At 48.7% G+C, this 19564-nt stretch carries 15 protein-coding genes; 3 read left to right on the top strand and 12 right to left on the bottom strand.

The genetic code is table 11. The features are described from left to right. Positions 1 to 139: 139 nt before the first annotated feature. The 11 genes from araA to ACTNDI_RS04145 all read right to left on the bottom strand — a co-directional run bounded on the left by araA (position 140) and on the right by ACTNDI_RS04145 (position 15001). A complete protein-coding gene (gene araA / locus ACTNDI_RS04195; protein WP_441099504.1) occupies positions 140 to 1576 on the bottom strand; it encodes an L-arabinose isomerase in 1437 nt (478 codons plus the stop codon). An 829-nt stretch (positions 1577 to 2405) separates the two neighbouring features. Then, positions 2406 to 4109, bottom strand: a complete 1704-nt coding sequence (locus ACTNDI_RS04190; protein ID WP_441099503.1) for a diguanylate cyclase — start codon at positions 4107 to 4109, stop codon at positions 2406 to 2408. A gap of 6 nt (positions 4110 to 4115) precedes the next feature. Then, a complete protein-coding gene (locus ACTNDI_RS04185; RefSeq protein ID WP_441099502.1) occupies positions 4116 to 4289 on the bottom strand; it encodes a hypothetical protein in 174 nt (57 codons plus the stop codon). Positions 4290 to 4707: 418 nt separating this feature from the next. Continuing rightward, positions 4708 to 6972, bottom strand: coding sequence for a formate C-acetyltransferase (gene pflB, locus ACTNDI_RS04180; RefSeq protein ID WP_441099501.1), 2265 nt, complete (start codon positions 6970 to 6972; stop codon positions 4708 to 4710). A gap of 84 nt (positions 6973 to 7056) precedes the next feature. After that, positions 7057 to 7818, bottom strand: coding sequence for a pyruvate formate-lyase-activating protein (pflA, locus tag ACTNDI_RS04175; protein WP_441099500.1), 762 nt, complete (start codon positions 7816 to 7818; stop codon positions 7057 to 7059). A 222-nt stretch (positions 7819 to 8040) separates the two neighbouring features. Then, positions 8041 to 8754 carry a Crp/Fnr family transcriptional regulator gene (locus ACTNDI_RS04170; RefSeq protein WP_441099499.1) on the bottom strand — a complete coding sequence of 238 codons (714 nt, stop codon included), beginning with the start codon at positions 8752 to 8754 and terminating at the stop codon, positions 8041 to 8043. Between the two features lie 415 nt (positions 8755 to 9169). After that, entirely contained in the window at positions 9170 to 9565 is a 396-nt protein-coding gene (locus ACTNDI_RS04165; protein ID WP_441099498.1) for a flavodoxin family protein, read from the bottom strand. A gap of 136 nt (positions 9566 to 9701) precedes the next feature. Then, the gene (locus ACTNDI_RS04160; protein ID WP_441099497.1) at positions 9702 to 11198 is read right to left on the bottom strand and encodes a glycoside hydrolase family 32 protein; all 1497 of its coding nucleotides are present in this window, start codon (positions 11196 to 11198) and stop codon (positions 9702 to 9704) included. A gap of 240 nt (positions 11199 to 11438) precedes the next feature. Beyond that, positions 11439 to 13112: an extracellular solute-binding protein gene (locus ACTNDI_RS04155; protein ID WP_441099496.1), complete on the bottom strand. Its 1674-nt coding sequence runs from the start codon at positions 13110 to 13112 to the stop codon at positions 11439 to 11441. 43 nt (positions 13113 to 13155) lie between these two features. Continuing rightward, positions 13156 to 14073: a carbohydrate ABC transporter permease gene (locus ACTNDI_RS04150; protein WP_441099625.1), complete on the bottom strand. Its 918-nt coding sequence runs from the start codon at positions 14071 to 14073 to the stop codon at positions 13156 to 13158. A 13-nt stretch (positions 14074 to 14086) separates the two neighbouring features. Next, positions 14087 to 15001 carry an ABC transporter permease gene (locus ACTNDI_RS04145; protein ID WP_441099495.1) on the bottom strand — a complete coding sequence of 305 codons (915 nt, stop codon included), beginning with the start codon at positions 14999 to 15001 and terminating at the stop codon, positions 14087 to 14089. 784 nt (positions 15002 to 15785) lie between these two features. On the opposite strand from ACTNDI_RS04145, the gene ACTNDI_RS04140 reads away from it, so the two are divergent. The 3 genes from ACTNDI_RS04140 to ACTNDI_RS04130 are packed head-to-tail and all read left to right on the top strand — an operon-like array spanning position 15786 to position 18243. Then, the gene (locus ACTNDI_RS04140; protein WP_441099494.1) at positions 15786 to 16871 is read left to right on the top strand and encodes a LacI family DNA-binding transcriptional regulator; all 1086 of its coding nucleotides are present in this window, start codon (positions 15786 to 15788) and stop codon (positions 16869 to 16871) included. Beyond that, the gene (locus ACTNDI_RS04135) at positions 16868 to 17581 is read left to right on the top strand and encodes a YesL family protein (RefSeq protein ID WP_441099493.1); all 714 of its coding nucleotides are present in this window, start codon (positions 16868 to 16870) and stop codon (positions 17579 to 17581) included. The genes ACTNDI_RS04140 and ACTNDI_RS04135 overlap by 4 nt, the downstream gene beginning before the upstream one ends. Beyond that, entirely contained in the window at positions 17578 to 18243 is a 666-nt protein-coding gene (locus tag ACTNDI_RS04130; RefSeq protein ID WP_441099492.1) for a hypothetical protein, read from the top strand. The genes ACTNDI_RS04135 and ACTNDI_RS04130 overlap by 4 nt, the downstream gene beginning before the upstream one ends. Before the next feature lie 3 nt (positions 18244 to 18246). Here ACTNDI_RS04130 and codB read toward each other — a convergent pair whose 3' ends face one another. Continuing rightward, positions 18247 to 19512 (bottom strand): cytosine permease, encoded by a 1266-nt coding sequence (gene codB, locus ACTNDI_RS04125; RefSeq protein WP_441099491.1) that lies wholly within the window; start codon positions 19510 to 19512, stop codon positions 18247 to 18249. Between the last annotated feature and the right edge of the window lie 52 nt (positions 19513 to 19564).

Genomic DNA, 19564 nt, shown 5'->3' with positions numbered 1-19564 from the left:
ATTTCTCTGAATGTCAGGCTGCGGCTGTTCTGTGTATTCATGCGCAGAAAATTATACTGTCACAAATTATACACCCGACGCACAGATTATTCACAGCATGAAAATAAAATTTTCTCTTTTTTCAGGAAAACGCATCCGTTCAACACGAAAAGCGTCTGAGATCCTCCCGGGTTGTATCATCTCCGATGGTGATCAGCTCGGTTCCGGTCAGCCTTGCGAACATCTCAATATCCGCGCGATCAAGTGCAGTTGATATTACGCTGTGATGTGCGCCTCCCGCATAGCACCATGCCGCGGTTCCGGTCTGAAAATCCGGTTTATGACGGTACATAATTCTCGCGACCGGGAGCTTCGGCATCTGCTCCGGCTGTTTCACAAGCTCAACATCGGCGCAGATCATCCGGAAATGATCTCCCATATCCACCAGGGTCACCTGTATTCCATCTCCGGTTACGCCGTCAAATACCAGCCGGGCAGGATCATCCTTTCCTCCAATGCCAAGCGGATGTACCTGAATCTCCGGCTTATTCGCGGCGAAGGATGCCGGAACCTCAAGCATATGCGACGCAAGCTCCAGTTCTTTTCCAGGCAGGAGATCATATGTGTAATCCTCAATGAATCCTGTCGCTCCCTCTCTTCCCTCAGCCATCTTCATCAGAACCGCAGAAAGAGCGGCGATCTTGTAATCCCCCTCCGGTCCGAATCCGACGCCTTTCGCCATCAGATCCTGGGCAGCAAGTCCTGGAAGCTGACGAAGGCCGAACAGGTCCTGGAATGTATCGGTAAACGCAGAGCACCCGTTCTCACGGATGAACTTCTCGAAAGCCACCTCGTATCGTGCCTGCTCACGAACCGCATCGAGATTATCAGTCGCCATGGTGTACTTCTCGCTGTATTCCTCCATCTTTGCGTTGATCTCATCATCCGTCACTTTCACAGAGCGGTCCGCAATTTCTCCGATTCCCCAGTACTTGATCTCCCATCCATACCGGATCTCTGCCTCGAGACGGTTGCCATCGGTCACCGCGACATCACGCATGTTGTTGCCGAACGTTGCGACGCGCAGGTTGTGAGAAAATCTCACCGCCTTCGCTACCTGAGCGAAGCGCCGGATTCCGTCCAGCACATCCTCGTGTCTGTAATATCCCACAACAACCTCATGCGGGATGTGCAGTCTTGCAAGGATATATCCAAATTCTCTGTCTCCATGCGCAGACTGATTCAGATTCATAAAGTCCATATCAATTGCGTCGTAGGGAAGTCTCTCGTTTGCCTGTGTATGCAGATGAAGCAGAGGCTTTCTCAGTTCCTGAAGGCCCTTGATCCACATCTTGGCCGGTGAAAACGTATGCATCCATGTGATCACGCCGGCACAGTCATCATCATCCATTACTTTACGAATATCCTTCACGCAGGTTTCCGAGGTGATGACTGTCGGCAGAAGCTCGATGCGGATTGTGTCCGATAATTGGCTGTTCAGAAACGCTGTCATTTCTCCGGCATCCGCAGCGACCTGGCGAAGGCACTCCTCACCGTAGAGATCCTGGCTGCCAACAATGAAATATAATTTTTCCATTTTATTTTCTCCTAAATAAATCAGTTAATATGCGCTTTTACAGTATGTGGCACGATGTATCGTATGGGAGTTATTTAATAACCTGAATGGATTGTCTGTCCGCAAAGATCAGTACAAACACCAGGAAGATAACACTCTCAATCATCTGCATCGTCTGTGTGGACATTCCAAGCATCTGCAGTCCTGAATTATCTTTACATCTTGCAGCACCTTGTTAATATATACAAATTACCTTGTAATTGTTAATGTACCATTCATGTATTTTACTGTCAATATGTATGGTATATCTTCGTTGTCTTTACTAATATGTACGTTTAATTTTTGGGAAATTTTCTTCTCTGAAGCATTAAGTTGTACACCTTGTATATCTCAGGTCTAATGTCAGCGCACACACCGCCACCGGAATTCTGCTCTTTGTCTGATGGACATTACAGGTTCTTCTGTTCCACACACTTTTACTTTAAATTTTTCTCCCGCATAGCATTGTCCTGCGTATTTTTCGCCACAGAACGAGATAAAACACGCTGCGCGAGTTTTATCTCGCTATCGCGACGCTCGCCGCACACGAATGCTTCGCATTCGGCTGCGGCTCACCGTTCGCGTAAACGAGATAAAACACGCTGCGCGAGTTTTATCTCGCTATCGCGACGCTCGCCGCACACGAATACTTCGCATTCGGCTGCGGCTCACTGTTCGCGTAAATAACGGGGCTGCTCCCGCAGATCAGAGAATATATATCCGACCCGCGGGAGCAGCCCCGTTTCACTGCATGCCCTCCTCCAATTGCCAGACGATTCGGCACCGTCCCTTCGATGAATCACGCAGTTTATCATTCATGTTTTTTCAATTTTTCTTTATCCTGAATGAATACATAAAAAATGTCGCCGAAATGCTCATCATGGACCATTCTTCCTATGTCGATTACATTTCGGACATTTCCGTTCTTTGTCAGGATCCGATATTCCACATAGTCATCAAACGTTGATTTCAGCGGATCCGACAAGTTTTTCTCGTGCAGAATCTGATCTCGTATGGACTGTTCCACTTTTATATAATCATCCGGATGAACAATGTGACGGAAACTGGAGTGTGTGTATTCCAGAAATTCTCTGTGATTTTTGCATTCGAACAGCCGGACAAGATCATCATTTGCAAATAGAATCCGCTCATCTCCTTCAACCTGATAGATGAGAACAGCCCCCGGGAGCCCTGTAACCATGCTTCTGACATTAAATCCCATGTAATCCCGGCTGATATTCATCATATCCGATTTGAAATGCAAGACTGTATGTTTTCCTGCGGTTTTCGCAGCGTAGAGCGCACTGTCCATCTGCTTCATCAGCGTTTCACGATCTGAAGCCTGTGACGGAAAATCAGCATATCCGCCGGAAATTGTGTAGCGAATCATCTTCCCGTCAAATTCGAATTTTCTATCCTCTGTGAGTGCATCCAGAATGATCTTCGCACAGTCCTCCGGAGACTTATTTCGAATAATCACGCAGAACTCATCTCCTCCGGTTCTTCCGATCAGACATCCCGGAAAAGCAAAAACGAGGTATTCCGCCAGATCACGCAAAGCAGCATCACCTGCCGCATGACCGTACAGATCATTAATCAGCTTAAAATCATCCAGATCGATAAACACACCTGTCATCTCATTCCTGTCATACGAACTGCAGTAATCATCCAGATGTGCAATCAGACCGCCCCGGTTGTACAGACCCGTCAGATGATCGCGGTATACAAGCATCCCGAGTTCCCGGTTCTTTTCAACAAGTATGGAATTATATTTTCTGCTGAATAAACCCACCGTTATCATCGTGACAATCAGCGCGACAATCATCATGATTAAATTTGTACGAAACACATAGGGCAGGAGATACCTTCGCTGAATTGTTTCGTATTCCCGGATACTGGAAAGATTTTCGCCTTCACAGATGACCCAGTTATATTCCCTGTACAATCGACAGTAAGACATCTTCTCGGTCACCTTGTCGCTGTGCAGTTCTTTAAAAAAATACCGGTAAAATCCACTTCCGGATCGGTTCACCAGATCAAGTTCCTCCTGGTAAGGCTTATTGCCATGTTCGTCTGTGGTATTCGTCGAAAGCTTTTCTCCCTCGGTATCCGGAAGATTCGGATGCATCAGACGAATCGCATATCCGTCACCGCCGTTGTAATCAATGATCTCATTGACCCATATATATCTTCCGTTTTCATATTCATTTAAATGTACTTTCGCATATAATCGCTCCCGGATCACGTTCTTTATCTCTGAATCTGACTTTCCTTCTTTTTTCAGAAGTTCTTTGGTATTTTCAATATCCCGGATAAGGTTATCGACCGAATTCTTCAGCACTTTCTCATCCGAAGCAAGCATGATATTGGAAATAACCTCTGAATTCTTGCTCAAAAGCAGTCTGGTGCTGACCGTGAAAATCACGATAAGCTCAACTGCAACGAGCATAAACATAATCAGATTGATTCTCAGAGCAAAATTACTCTTCCCCGAGTGATATGAATTCTTCTTCATGATAAATCACCAGTGCAGATAATCGATCGCAGCCTTCTCTGCCACGATTTCCCTATAGAAACACGCATATATGCAATCGTATAACCGATTCTCCCCGTCACGCTTCATAATCAGATGACCATTTTCACGGTCTATGGTGTTGACATTTTTCTCCGGATTCCGTTTGAATCTTTTTTTCAAACAGACAAAACGCTTTTCAATTATACAACAGACTCGTAAATCTTTCAGCAAAAATATTTCAGTCCCGAAATATTCAATAAGCCACAGATGATAAAGCCCTAAAATCTTCAGCTTTCACATTTTACACACTGCAACGCACATAAAACAGGGGCTGTCGCATAATCTTGCAACAACCCCGTTTTTACGATTTTGAAAATGTAATGGATCAACATTACCAGTCAGGGAAGAACCTGAGGATGTCTTTGTATTTGAAAATAACTCTTTATATCTCTGATCTTTAACGAAATATGTATATTTCTGTCAAAATGACCTGCATTCTAAGATATATATTTCTGTCAAATGACCTGCATTCTAAGATATATATTTCTGTCGAAATGGCTGGAATGCATTCCTTTGATTGAAAAATTTATTTCCGATTTTACATTTTCTCGTGAATGCATCTGGAGATGACATCCAGCTGCTGTTCTCTCGTAAGGTCGATGAACTTTACCGCATAACCGCTGACACGGATTGTGAAGTTTGCGTATTCCGGCTTCTCCGGATGCTCCATCGCGTCCTTAAGCTTCTCCAGACCAAAGACATTGACATTGAGATGATGCGCGCCCTGATCGAAGTATCCGTCAAGTACCCGGACCAGATTCTCTTTTCTTGAATTATCATCATGGCCGAGTGCTCCTGGATTGATAGTCTGCGTATTTGAAATGCCGTCAAGGGCATACTCATACGGAAGCTTTGCCACAGAATTCAGAGACGCCAGAAGACCGCTCTGTTCCGCTCCATAGGCCGGATTTGCTCCGGGAGCAAACGGCTTGTAAGCTTCTCTTCCATCCGGAAGTGCTCCGGTTGCCTTTCCGTATACCACATTGGATGTGATGGTGAGGATCGAAGTAGTCGGCTCAGAATTCCGGTAGGTGTGATGCTTTCTGATCTTCTTCATAAAGGTCTTGAGCAGCCATACGGCGATATCGTCGGCTCTGCTGTCATCATTTCCGTAGCGCGGGAAATCTCCTTCGATCTCATAATCGATCACAAGTCCGGACTCGTCGCGGACGGTTTTTACCTTTGCGTATTTGATCGCGCTCAGGGAATCGACGACATGTGAGAATCCTGCGATTCCGGTCGCAAAGGTTCTGCGGACATCAGTATCGATCAATGCCATCTCTGCCGATTCATAATAATATTTATCATGCATATACTGAATCAGATTCAGGATATTCACATAAAGATCTGCAAGCCAGTCCATCATGATATCGAATTTGTGAAGAACCTCGTCGTAGTCGAGATATTCAGAGGTGATCGGCGCGTACTCCGGCCCTACCTGCATGTGATTTCCCTGCTTGTCCAGGAATTTTTCATCCTTTCCTCCATTGATTGCGTACAGGAGGCACTTCGCGAGGTTTGCTCTCGCGCCGAAGAACTGCATTTCCTTTCCGGTCTGTGTCGCGCTGACGCAGCAGCAGATGCTGTAGTCGTCTCCCCAGACCGGTTTCATCACATCATCGTTCTCGTACTGAATGGATGAAGTCCGGATTGAAATGGAAGCCGCGTATTTCTTGAAGCTCTCCGGAAGTGCGGAGCTGTAAAGCACCGTCAGATTCGGCTCCGGAGACGGTCCCATGTTCTCCAGGGTGTGAAGGAAACGATAGTCATTTTTTGTGACCATGGAACGGCCGTCCATGCCGATTCCCGCGACCTCAAGTGTTGCCCAGACGGGATCCCCGGAAAACAGCTCATTGTAGCTTGGAATACGCGCAAATTTTACCATGCGGAACTTCATGGTCAGATGATCGATCAGCTCCTGCGCCTCTTTCTCCGTGAGAGTTCCCTCTTTCAGATCACGCTCAATGTAGATGTCCAGGAAGGTTGAGATTCTTCCGACAGACATTGCCGCTCCGTTCTGCGTCTTGATTGCGGCAAGGTAACCGAAATACAGCCACTGAACCGCCTCCTTCGCATTCTTTGCCGGTGCGGAAATATCGTATCCATATGCCTCCGCCATCTTTTTCATGCCCTTGAGCGCACGGATCTGCTCACTGATTTCCTCTCTCAGACGGATGACATCATCGGTCATCGTTCCGTCTCCGCAGTTCGCGAAATCTTCCTGTTTCTTCGCGATCAGATGATCGATTCCGTAGAGAGCAACTCTCCGGTAATCACCGACGATTCGGCCTCTGCCGTATGTGTCCGGAAGACCCGTTACAATATGGGAATGTCTTGCCTTCCGCATCTCAGGAGTATAAGCGTCAAAAACGGCCTGGTTATGGGTCTTGTGATATTCTGTAAAGATCTTATGGAACTTGTCATTGATATGATATCCGTACGTCTCGGCAGCCTCTTCAGCCATCTTGATTCCGCCGTAAGGCATAAACGCTCTCTTCAGCGGTTTGTCTGTCTGAAGTCCGACGATTTTCTCAAGATCCTTTGTGGATTCATCGATGTATCCTGCGCCGTAAGCGGTCAGTCCGGAAACGACCTCTGTTTCACAGTCAAGCACGCCTCCCTTTGCGCGCTCCTGTTTCTGCAGCTCCTGTACCTTACCCCACAGAATATCGGTTGCCTCTGTCGGTCCTTCGAGGAAGCTCTCGTCGCCGTCATAAGGAGTGTAATTCTTCTGGATGAAATCACGGACATCGATATCGTCCGTCCATTTACTACCCTTAAAGTCTCTCCACTCGTTTCTCATAGCTCTGTCTCATTTCTTTCTTGTTGTCTGCTATCATCAGTCTTTACAACTGTTAACTGTGCTGCTGAAAATCCTTCCTGCGCCTTACGCGCTCTTTTCACCGGAAGTCTGCGGATGTTCACCGGCGCCGAGAATGTTTTCCGCTACTCTCACCTGCTGCGCCGTGGGACTCTTAACCCCCTCCAACGCATACGGAATACCGAGCAGTTTCCACTTGTAGGCGCCCATCGTGTGATACGGCAGTACCTCTACCTTCTGAACATTACTCAGTCCGTTCAGGAACTCCCGCTCCTTTTTCAGATCCTCCGTCGCGTCGGTCCAGCCGGGGACAAGTACCTGGCGGATCCACACGGGCTTCCCGATTTCATTCAGATAGCGGATCATGGACAGAATGTTCTCATTCCTGACGCCTGTCAGCTTCCGGTGTTTTTCCGGATCCATCTCCTTGATATCCACAAGAAGCAGATCTGTATATTGCATCAGATTTCTGAATTTTTCGAACCATTCTCCCTCGCTCGTGAATGGCTGTCCCGCTGTGTCAATGACCGTGTGAATTCCTTTTTCCTTTGCCTTCCGGAACAGCTCCGTGACGAAGTCAATCTGGAGAAGAGGTTCTCCGCCGGACACCGTGATGCCGCCTTCATCACCCCAGTAAGGACGATATCTTAACGCCTGATCAATCAGCTCATCCGCGCTTCTCAGATCATCGGACTGAAGCTTCCAGGTATCCGCGTTGTGACAGAATTTACACCGCATCGCACATCCCTGCAGAAAAATTACGAAACGGACGCCGGGCCCGTCTACCGAGCCAAATGTCTCTATCGAATGAATTCTTCCCCTGATCATGTTCTGCCTCCTTTGAAAACGCAAAAGAAAAACCGCCTGTCACAGAGGCTGTCACGAACGGCTCCGTATTCCTCCGTTCCTCAGCTTTCCGTGTCAGACGGTTCTGTGATCTGCCATCTGTCAGCTCCCTGTGACAAGCTGATCGTAACAGAATATGGCAGACAACTCCTTGATTATAATCAAATTTAAGTTATTTTTTTAACACATTTTTGGGCCTGATTTTCAACCTGTTTTTTCGGTATATTCCCGCAGTTTCTTATGATCTATCACCTTCAGACACCCGCGGCCCAGCCTTTTCACCATTCCTTCCTTCTCCAGAAACGAAATGTTCCGGCTGACCGTTTCCGGCCGCAGATTGACCGAGGACGCAATGTCATCCAGCTTCAAATTGATCACATCTCCAAGGCATTTTCGCTCCCTTCGCAGCAGAAAAGCAGCTACCCTCTGACGAGGCTCACGAATGGAAAGGACGAAGATCTTATCCTCCGCGTCAGTGATATCACTGGCAAGAACCTCAATCATATTGAACGATATCTGAGGATTTTCGGTGATCATCCGCATAATGACCGATCGGGGAATCTCACAGGTCTTCACCTCTTCCAGAGCTACCACATCATAATTATACCGGTGCTCCTTCAAAAAGATGCCGTGCCACACGCTCTGGCCGTCATGAAGAACATCCAGGATATGTTCCTCTCCCATGACATCCGTCCTCGATATTTTCACCTTTCCCCTGCGTATGATGATGATGGAATCAATGCTGTCGTTCTCGGACACGATACGCACGTCTGCAGGATAGGTATGATGGACCGAATGATTAACCAGCCTTTTCTGAATTTCCGGAGGCAGTCCCCGAAACAGCCGCACCTCGGAAATACAGAATTTGTTCTGTTCCCGAAATTCACAGTTCTCTCTGTTGCATCCCTCTTTTTCCATAGAATTCCTCCACTGTTCCGGACAATCAATCATGCAGCGCGCCTGGCTGTCAATCATGCCTGTTCCATCGCCCGGAAAACGAGATAATACACGCTGCGCGAGTTTTATCTCGCTATCGCGACGCTCGCCGCACACAAATACTTCGCATTCGGCTGCGGCTCACCGTTCGCGTAAACGAGATAATACACGCTGCGCGAGTTTTATCTCGCTATCGCGACGCTCGCCGCACACGAATACTTCGTATTCGGCTGTGGCTCACTGTTCGCGTAAACGAGATAATACACGCTGCGCGAGTTTTATCTCGCTATCGCGACGCTCGCCGCACACGAATACTTCGTATTCGGCTGCGGCTCACTGTTCGCGTAAATTACGGACGGCGCATGAAGTCATCATGCGCCGTCTGTTCATCGCTGCCTCAGGCAAGAAACTGCTTTGCGAAAGTCTCCGCCTCTCTCAGCTGCTTTTCTCCGGGCTTGCCGCGGAAATAAAATGTCCGATCCTCTACGGGAATTCCCTTTGCCTCCAGTTCCTTCCGAATGAGTTCGATTGCATGCTTTGATACCCAGGAAGTGGAGAAGATAACCGCTTTTCTGACCTCTTCCTTCTTCAGGCTGCGCAGATATTCCGTCAGTTTTCTGTCAATGCCGTAGGCATAGAGTGCGCCGCCGACAAACAGGATATCCACTGTTCCTGGAAGTGCCGCATCCGGTGCGTCTGCCGAAACCGCCTCCGTCCCTGCGGCCTTTGCGATTGCCTCCGCCGCAGCCCTTGTGTTGCCCGATCTTGAATAATATCTCACCGCAATATTCATGCTCAACCTCCTGAATTGTGCTCAACCCCCTGAATTGATAAATGTCACCAAATTCAGAATAGGTTCCATTTTCGCAGCTGTCAAGAAGCTCCTTAAATATCGACGGCTTCCATTTCTGCAGCGGTCAGGAAGGCCATTACATATTCAGAAGATACCTTGTGATATCCACAGCCGCTTCTCCGCGCGCACGAACCGAAATCCCCTCTGCCTCCGGATCCGAGTAATGCGTCATGCTCATCACCGTTTCTCCGTCATTCACAAAGATTTCCGCACTGTACCGGTCCAGAATCATCCTCAGCTTCAGACTTCCGTCTGCCGCGGATACCTTCGCCGTTCTCGCATGAAGTACATCACGGATAACCCCGGAATGAGACCGGTCTATTGTGAGGGTCTGATCCTGCGGATGGTAGATGACAGCGCAGTAATGACTGCCTCCTTCCGCGAAACGGATTTCTACCTCCCGGCAATCCTCCTCCGGACAGATCTCAAAAATCAGGTCCGCTATTCTTCCCGAAAGCGCAGGATCTGTGAACACCCGGCTGTCGTCAACCGCAACATTCCGTCTCTCGACCTTGTCCGTCCTGTACTGTTCCAGCTCACGGACAGGTTTCTGAATCAGACGTCCGTCACAGATCGTCAGTTCTCTCGGGAGAGATACCTGGCCAAACCACTTCGCGTTGTCCACGCGATAAGGCACAGTATCCCAGCTCTGCATCCAGCCGGTGAGAATCCTCCTCCCGTCCGGCGAGAGCACCGTCTGGGTCGCGTAAAAATCGATTCCATCATCAACCGGATGAACAAATTCCTCCCGGAAACACCCGTTCTCATCTTCCTCATCGAGATGGCCGATCATGCAGAGCACATTGTTGCCTGCATGGAATCCAAGGCTGTCCGGCTCCATATCCTGCGGGCTCATCAGAATCACGCTCTTGCCATCAAGTACAAAATAATCCGGGCATTCCCACATTCTTCCGAACCGTCCGTGATTTACTGCCAGCTTTGACAGATAGGACCAGTGAAACGCGTCCGGGCTTGTGAAGAGCAGAAGCTGCCCTGTCTCATCCTCCGCCCGGTTCGCGACTACACACCTCCAGGACCCGTCGGACTCCCGCCAGATTTTCGGATCACGAAAATCAATACGACTCGCGCCTTCCGGCAAATCCAGCTCGGAAAGAACCGGATTGCCGGGATATTTCTGATAATCCACGCCGTCACCGATGGCAAGATTCTGTGTCTGCACATCACAGATGGTTCCATCGAGATGCTTCTCCCGGCGGCATCCGGTATACATCAGAAGATGCCTCCCGTCCGGCAGTTCTGCAGCGCCTCCTGAAAAGCATCCCGCTTCCCGGTCCGGAAATGTGTCCGGCGCAAGCGCACAGGGTCTGTTCTCCCAGCGGATCAGATCCTTTGTCACCGCATGTCCCCAGTGCATCGGGCCCCACTGTGTATCATAAGGATTGTACTGATAAAACATGTGGTATTCACCCTGATACCATGAAAATCCGTTCGGGTCATTCATCCACCCGACTCTTGGAGTGAGATGAAACGCCGGTCTCTCCTCCGGACGGATCTTCTTTTCATATAACTGTTCGGTAATTCTTGCCTTAAGAAGTTCGTCTGATCTGTACATCAATCTGCTTCCTTTCATACTCTGTTTCGTTTCTCCGGTGATTCCCGGATTTCATTTTCATGATAACGATATGGTTTTCTGATGTTCATCACCATTATAACAATATGATTTCCTGATGTTCATCACCATAATAACGATACCATTCTCCGATTCTCATTTGATGAAGTTCCACCCGGATTCTCAATACTGCTTCTCTGCGCCTGTGTTCGCGGTCATACATTCTGCCATTATCTGTCCTGCTTACTGATCCAGATCATAGCGATCCAGATACTTCTGGAAAATTCCCAGATACTGCTTTAAACCGTAGGCATCCAGCTTCTTCAGATACGAATTCCACTCGCTGTCAGTCACACCGTTCATGATCCAGTCGGACCTCCTTGCATTGATCTCCGTAGTGATGTCCGCCGTAAGATTCGAAAGCTGCTCGGTATCCTCCTGATTCATGAACAGGTTCGGGTATACGTACTTTCCGTGCATATCCGGTGTATAGATGTTCTTGATCCAGTCCAGACGGTACTGCGCGTCCGCAGGGCAGGTTACATACTTGCCGTAGTAATCATTCAGCACCGCAAGCGGTCCGCCGACACATTCTGCCTCTCTGACCTCTACCGGAGAATGATCGCCGAGATCCATGTGCTTCAGCATCGGCTGTCCGTCTGCATTCTTCGACATCTCAAAAATGTGGAACTCACCCTTCTTGCCGTAGGTTCCCCAGTTGTTCTGCGGAGACTGCATCGGCGCATACATCTGGTCCAGCCAGCTGCAGACAAGAGCAGGCTTCTTCGCCAGAGCGGTAACCACACATCTTCCGCGGTCAAATCCACTTGTATACGATCCGTTCTGCGGTGTGATATTTCTGGTGTCCGCAGTCAGAGCCGGCAGCGGCTCCCAGTCCTCCAGATTATCGATGTTGGCAATATCCCAGGAGAAGCATACACCGTATCTTCCGGATTTTCCCTTGGATACATAAGTGGACCATTCCTGCGTGAAGCACTCCGGATCGATCAGTCCCTCTTTATAAAGATTATGCAGCCATTCGATTCCCTTGCGATAACCGGACTGCGTCGCGGAGCAGATCACCTTCTTGTCGTCCGTGACCGCAATATGGCGTCCTCTGTCTCCATCGCCGTATCCCTCTCCAAAACCGTTAATCAGAATCGCCGGATCCTGATCACTGTCATTAATGATAAATGACATGGGAATGATACTTCCCTTGATCTTGAAATGTTCCTGAAGATCCTTGGAATGGTCACGGAACGCTTTCAGAACCTCTTCGAATTCATCTACCGTCGTCGGCATCTTCAGCCCGAGGTAATCCAGCCATTTCTTGTTGATAAAGCTCATATCACCAACAGTCTGAATGGCTTCCTTGCCCTCTCCGAGCTGCTCGATCCAGGGAAGCGCCCAGATATGACCGTTCTCGTCGGTGCACATCGAACGGTATTCCGGATATTCGTCGAAAACCTTTTTCAGGTTCGGCATATACTTGTCGATATAATCCTCCAGCGGAATGATAACGCCCTGCGTTCCGTATCGAAGAAGATCACTGTCTGAAAATCCCGCTGTAAAAATGAAATCCGGAAGCGTAGAATAGTTGCTCATCTGAAGGGAAATCTTATCCGACCACTGATCGGATGAAATCGCCTTCCAGTTCACATGCACGTTTGTCTGTTTCTCCAGTCTCTCAAAGATTGCCCTCTTGTTCGGATCTGATTCCGTGGCACTCGGATAGCTGGTCATACCGCTGATTGTTTCCTTCTCCTTGAGCGGGAAGGTATAGGAAGCCGGCTCTTCCGCCTTATTTCTTGCCTCTTTATATCCAAAAAACAATTCACCGCAGCCGGTCAGCGATGTCGCCGCGATGGCCGCAGCAAGTGATGCGGCACATATTTTTTTCATCCACTTTCTAAACATTTCTCAGCCTTTCCGCAGATTCTGCTGTAACCCTATCTCAATATCAGCCCTTTACCGAACCGACCATGATACCCGCATCAAAATATTTCTGGAAGAACGGATACATGACGATCAGCGGTAGCGACGAAATAATAATGGTTGCATATTTTAACAGTTCTCCAAGCTGTGCTCTTGCCGCGGTGCTCTGAATATCCGCGATCATTCCCGACTGCGGCTGGTTCTGAATCAGGATCGCGCGAAGCACAAGCTGCAGCGGCTGCTTGGATGCCGTATTGATATAAATCATTGCGTCAAAATAGCTGTTCCACATGGCGACAAACTGCCAGAGAACCAGGACGGCAATCAGCGGCTTGCAGACCGGAAGAAGAATCCGGAAGAAATACTGCACCTCATTGGCACCGTCCACAGCAGAGGCTTCTCTCAGCTCCTTCGGAATGCCCTGATAATAGGTTCTGGCAATGATCATGTTCCATACGGAAAACGCACCCGGAAGAATGACCGCCCAGATCGTGTCCAGAAGTCCGAGGTCGCTGATTACCAGGTAGGTAGGAATCAGTCCGCCTCCAAAGAACATCGTGATGACAAAGATCACGTTGAAGAATCCTCTTCCCTTCAGATCCTTCCGGGACATCGGGTATGCCGCAAGCATGGTGACCGCAACCGAGATCACGGTGAACGCCACGGAATAGATGACCGCGTTCAGGAAACCGATCCAGATCTGCTTATTGGTCAGCACCCTCTGATACGCTGTCACCGTCCACTTCTTGAAGTTGAAGGTGATGCCCTGATTCTGAAGGGTCACCGGATCCATAAAGGACGCAATCACAATGTAGATCATCGGTACGATAATCGCAATTACAAAAATTGCAAGAAACAGTCTGCTTATAATGATAAAGGCTTTGTCAGATTTCCCGTATCTGGAAAACGGATGTTTTCTGACCGCTGCGTTGATTTCCGCCATTGCTTTTTCCTCCTCATATTCCCTGTCCGTCATTCATCTTCTCCACGATCTTATTGACCGCGATCAGAAGTATGACATTAATGATCGTATTAAACAGACCTACTGCTGTAGAGAAGCTGTAGTCTCCGTCGAGAAGTCCCTTCTTGTACACATAGGTTGCGATGATCTCCGCAGATTTCAGGTTCATATCCGTCTGCAGCGCATAAGCCTTCTCAAATCCGATGCTCATGATATTTCCTGCCTGAAGAATGAACTGAATCACAACCATATCCTTGATTGCCGGCCAGTCTACCACGCGAATCTGCTGCCAGATATTTGCTCCATCCAGAGCCGCTGCCTCACGCAGCTCCTGACTTGCGTTGGACAATGCCGCGGTGTACATGATGGAAGCCCATCCGGCTCCCTGCCATATTCCGGAAATGATGTAGATCGGACGGAACGCCTCGGGTATTGTCATGAAATTGATGCTGGTGTGGAGCAGGCCGTTTACCGGTCCCGTTACAGAAAGAAGGATACGAACCATACCACAAAGTACGATGACCGATACGAAGTTCGGCATATACAGAACCGTCTGAATCTTCTTCCGGATACCCGTGCGTTTGATCTGATTCAGGAATAACGCCAGGATGATCGGAATAGGGAATCCCCAGAGCAATCCGTATACACTCAGCTTCAGTGTATTTACCAGATAGCGGATGAAGTCCGGCGACTCCAGGAATCTCTTGAAATACTTCATGCCCACCCACTGGCTTCCAAAGATTCCCTTGATCGGATTGAAATTCTGAAACGCGATCAGTATGCCTCCCATGGGCGCATACTTGAAAATCAGTGTAAGCAGAAACGCCGGTCCGAGAAAAATTACATAAAGCTGCCAGTGCTGCCTGAAATACAGGAGTCCTCTTCCTTTTCTTCTTGCTTTTTCCTCCATGCTTCCATACCTCCTCATAAATCATTGCATGTCAGATGCCTTGCTGATCTGTCACCCTGGTGTCTCGCCACTCTGTTGTCTGATTGCTTTGTTGACGGGTTACTCTGTTGTTCCGTTGTCCGATTGTTCTGTTGTCCGGTTATTCTGTTGTCCGGTTGTTCTGTTGCTCTGGTGTCCGGTTACTCTATATTGCTTTATTACCCTGTCTTCGTTGTTCAATATAATTCCCGGGTTGTCATTTGTCAATTAAAAAATGTGCATTTGCACCACTTTTGCGCCCGGAATTGAGTTTTTTGTAAAATTTATACAAGAATGGGCAGGCAAAACTGTGAACTTTTCCAGATGCTTTCCTCAGAATCCGGAAGAGCGATAAAAAAAACGTTTAAAGTCTCAGGATTAACCAATATGACAGGCCGCCGGAGGGGTGAGCCTTTCTGTTTTCCCGCGCATAATGTTGAGTTGTTTTGGTCTGCTTTTTCAGACATCTTTAATACCCATTATGTAAAATTTACACTTTTACATTTGACAAATCATGATAAGGGCATTATATTATATTGTAGTAAGACTGAAATAGTGCATGTAAAACAGAAACACAGAATGCAGCTATAGACAGAACGCAACTATTGACAGAGCTCAGGAACAAAGCTGCAGACAGAAATTAAGAACAACGCTGTAGAAACGCAGGGCCAGATCTCATAACGGAAGGAAGATAATACTTGAAGCTGTGAAAAAGCAGAGATTGTAAATGGAACTGCAGCCAGATAAAAAATGGAGTTGATAATATATGGAAAACAGAGTCACAATTCAGGACATTGCGGATTCGCTTGGATTATCAAGGAATACCGTCTCCAAGGCAATCAATAACACCGGAGTCCTCGCGGACAGCACCCGTCAGAAGATTCTCGCGCGGGCAATTGAAATGGGATATAAGCAGTTTTCCTACCTTGATCTCGACGCGGTGCAGAACAGTCTTACCCCGCCCGCTCCCGCGAAAAATGAAATTGCGCTGATCACCACCTGGTTCTTGAACGGCTCTCACTTCTCCGCGATGATGCTCGATAAATTTCAGATGGAAATATCCAAGCGCGGATACTCCATGACTATGCATTTCGCCAGAGCAGAAGATATTGCAGCCCAGAGGCTGCCCGCCTCTCTGCGCCTTGAAAACTGCGCGGCAATTATATGTATTGAAGTCTTTGACCCATCCTACGCGAGATTTATCTGCCAGTCCGGTGTCCCGGTTCTTTTCGTAGACGCCCCTGCCGACCCCGGCGCAGATCCCCTTCCCGCCGACATTCTTACTATGAATAATGATGAAGGCATCTGTCAGTTCATTCACCTGATGAAGGCGCGCGGAATCCGTGACATAGGATTTGCGGGAGAAGCCATGCATTGCCGTTCTTTTTTCGAACGATTCATGGCATACCGCAACAGCATGTACCTGTGTTCCCTTCCGATCCATGAAGAATGGTGCATCACAGAGAAGCCGGATCCCGCCTCCGCTTCCGCGGGAATGAGTCCTGCGGAAGGTTACTTCTACAGCAAGCTGAAGGAATTCCGGAAAATACCGCGCGTTTTTATCTGCGCCAATGACTTTGTGGCAATTGATCTGATGCACGCGCTGAATCATCTGGATCTCAGCGTCCCGGAGGATGTCATGATCCTTGGCTTCGACGACTCCGCAGAGTCCCTTCTGGTGACGCCGAAGCTTTCGACCGTGCATATACACAGTCAGATCATGGGATTTTCCGCCACTGACCTGATTCTGTCCCGGATCCAGAACCCGGCACTGAATTACCGCACCTGTGCCTGCGAGACCAATCTGATACTCAGAGAATCAACAGAGGGAAGACAGGAGGATCACAAATGAATCATTTCATCAATCCATATAACCCGGTCATGAATTTTCTCGGCAAGCTGCTTGACTGCATACTTCTGAACCTGTTATGGATTCTGTGCAGTCTGCCGCTCTTCACGCTTGGAGCCTCTACCAGCGCGCTCTACTACTGCACACTTAAGCTTGCTAACGACTCCGGAATCTCTCTGCTGCAGGATTTCTTTCACTCATTCCGCCAGAATTTTCGTGAGGGAACCAAATTGTCCTGTCTGATCATTCCGATTGCGATCGCGTTCTTCTTCTCCGGCCGTTTCTATCGCCAGCGCGCGATAAGCTCTCCTCTCTTCATGATCGGCTTCGGTCTGTATATTGTATTTCTGATTGTGTTCGCGATTATCGTTCTGTACGCGTTTCCGCTCCTTTCGCGCTATGACAATTCCTGGAAGGGCACCCTGAAGAACGCGTTTATGATCGGAATCCGCTATCCCGTCTGCACGATCGTAATGGCTGCCATTCATTTTGCGATTTACTTTATCGCCATCCGTTATTTTACACCGGTCATCTTTCTCGGCGAGGGCTTTGCCGCCTTTCTTTGTTCTTATCTTCTGAAACCGGTATTCCGAAAGCTCGAAAATCCGGAAGGGGCCCCAGACAGCGAAGATACAGAAAACGCCCCCGGAAACAGATCCGGGGACGCCGACACCACACGTCAGGATAATTTCTTACACCGGGAGGAAAAATGAAACTCAGAGAAACATTGCGCGGTATGGATCGCAGACAGAGAATCACTTACCTCTGGGATTATTACAAATGGTTTTTTATCCTCCTGATCATCGCGGGAGGAATTCTGATCTATTCACTTTCGTCAGCCCTTACCAGGAAGAAAACCGTGCTCTCCGTCGCGCTTGTGAATGTTCAGGCAGCCGACAGCATCCTCGACTCGCTCACCGATCAGTTCCTGCAGATGGAACCGGAGGATTTTTCCGGCGGAACGGTAAAGTATGAACGTAATCTTCTGATCGCTGCCGATCCGGAGGACAGCACGCAGGACGGAGGCACAGGTTCCGTCACGGATAGCGAAGTGTCTTACACAGCTTCCGGCACGGATAGCGGAGCGTCTTACACAGCTTCCGGCACGGATGGCGGAGCGTCTTATGAATACTCCTACGCATCCCAGATGAAGCTCCTGGCCATGATCACAGATAAAAAGCTGGACGTCGTCCTCATGGATCAGCACACCCGTGATATTTTTCAGCGTCAGGATTATATGTCTGCGTGTGTCTCACTGGAAGGCACTTCCCTGTACCGGAAGGCGGGCTTTTCCGAACCTGTATACGCCGGGATCATTAGAAATACACAGCGGCCGGAATCAGCAGAAAAATATCTGGAAATGCTTCAGCAATAATGCCTATGCCCTGTTCTTACCCGAGGTAAAGTATCCGATCAGATAGATAATCGCCGCAACCGCCATTCCGGTGATCGACGGAATACCCGCGGTGATGATATTTGCTCCCAGCGCTCCCGCGACAACACCGATGACGGAGAACCAGTTAACGGTCTGGAAATCCCGGAAATCATCGGTGTAGTTTTTTCTGTGCAGGAAATAGTCCAGAATCAGGATCACTCCGATCGGCGGAAGGGTGCAGTTCAGGATATTGAGCCAGTGCGTAAAATTCCAGTAGAGCCATACGGCGGTCACCGTTCCGATGACGCCGGAGATCAGAACCATCGTTTTTTTCTTCTGGCCGAAGATGTTCGCGAGGCCAAGGCCGGCGGAGTAAAGCGCATTGTCATTCGTTGTCCAGATATTCAGTCCAAGGACAAGAACAGCAAGATAAAACAGATTCAGGTTGATCATTACTTCGAAGATATCATTTCCTCCCACATAAATGGAAGAAACCGCGCCGAAGAAGAACATCAGTGAGTTCCCGATGAAGAAGGCGACAACCGTAGTAACGACACCCTGCCGGGCATTTCTGGCGAACCTTGAGAAGTTCGGCGTAGCTGTTCCACCGGATACAAAGGATCCGATCACCATCCCCGCTCCTCCGATCACTGTGAGCGTACCGCTTGACTTTGCGAACTGGCTGATCAAAGTCCCGTCGCCTCTCTGAACCGCGAGAATCATAGCCACTGTTCCGAGAATTGCCACAAGCGGAACCGCGATATAGCTGACGATTGTCAGAGACTTTATTCCGAAATACGCCGAAGAAGTCATGCACGCCCCGGCCACGAGCACTAGAATCCACTCCGCAAGTCTGCTCCCGCCAAGCAGCTCATTTGCCACCGGGATCGCAAACATCGCGACACCCACACCGAACCAGCCGATCTGGGTGAAGCTGATCATCGCGGATGGAAGATAACTTCCCTTCAGTCCGAAGGCACGGCGGCTCATCAGATCCAGACTCATTCCGGTCTTTGCACCGACGTATCCCAGAAGGCCCGTATACACGGCAAGGATAGCACCTCCGAGAAACAGCGAACCGAGAAAGCCGTAAAAATCCAGCCCTTTCGCCATCTCCTGCCCGACCCACATGCTCGCCGAGAAAAAAGTAAAACCGAGCATAATCATGAACATTGTAATAAAGCTCTGTCTGCGATCAACCGGCACCGACTGCTCGGCATAGTCGATATCCACCGTAGTTTCCCGCTGCTTCTGATTCTTCCCTCTCATTCTCTCTCCCTCATGAACGCAAAAATAAAAAAATAAATCCAGATGAAATTCC

Origin of the sequence: Bilifractor sp. HCP3S3_D3 (genome assembly GCF_052063915.1) — a bacterium.
Taxonomy (GTDB): domain Bacteria; phylum Bacillota; class Clostridia; order Lachnospirales; family Lachnospiraceae; genus Bilifractor.
This window is presented reverse-complemented; position numbering and strand designations above follow the sequence as displayed.

Bases quoted from the DNA above. Each gene is read 5' to 3' on its own strand.
- araA (WP_441099504.1), bottom strand. From the start codon at position 1,576: ATGGAAAAATTATATTTCATTGTTGGCAGCCAGGATCTCTACGGTGAG.
- ACTNDI_RS04190 (WP_441099503.1), bottom strand. From the start codon at position 4,109: ATGAAGAAGAATTCATATCACTCGGGGAAGAGTAATTTTGCTCTGAGA.
- pflB (WP_441099501.1), bottom strand. From the start codon at position 6,972: ATGAGAAACGAGTGGAGAGACTTTAAGGGTAGTAAATGGACGGACGAT.
- pflA (WP_441099500.1), bottom strand. From the start codon at position 7,818: ATGATCAGGGGAAGAATTCATTCGATAGAGACATTTGGCTCGGTAGAC.
- ACTNDI_RS04170 (WP_441099499.1), bottom strand. From the start codon at position 8,754: ATGGAAAAAGAGGGATGCAACAGAGAGAACTGTGAATTTCGGGAACAG.
- ACTNDI_RS04165 (WP_441099498.1), bottom strand. From the start codon at position 9,565: ATGAATATTGCGGTGAGATATTATTCAAGATCGGGCAACACAAGGGCT.
- ACTNDI_RS04160 (WP_441099497.1), bottom strand. From the start codon at position 11,198: ATGTACAGATCAGACGAACTTCTTAAGGCAAGAATTACCGAACAGTTA.
- ACTNDI_RS04155 (WP_441099496.1), bottom strand. From the start codon at position 13,112: ATGTTTAGAAAGTGGATGAAAAAAATATGTGCCGCATCACTTGCTGCG.
- ACTNDI_RS04150 (WP_441099625.1), bottom strand. From the start codon at position 14,073: ATGGCGGAAATCAACGCAGCGGTCAGAAAACATCCGTTTTCCAGATAC.
- ACTNDI_RS04145 (WP_441099495.1), bottom strand. From the start codon at position 15,001: ATGGAGGAAAAAGCAAGAAGAAAAGGAAGAGGACTCCTGTATTTCAGG.
- ACTNDI_RS04140 (WP_441099494.1), top strand. From the start codon at position 15,786: ATGGAAAACAGAGTCACAATTCAGGACATTGCGGATTCGCTTGGATTA.
- ACTNDI_RS04135 (WP_441099493.1), top strand. From the start codon at position 16,868: ATGAATCATTTCATCAATCCATATAACCCGGTCATGAATTTTCTCGGC.
- ACTNDI_RS04130 (WP_441099492.1), top strand. From the start codon at position 17,578: ATGAAACTCAGAGAAACATTGCGCGGTATGGATCGCAGACAGAGAATC.
- codB (WP_441099491.1), bottom strand. From the start codon at position 19,512: ATGAGAGGGAAGAATCAGAAGCAGCGGGAAACTACGGTGGATATCGAC.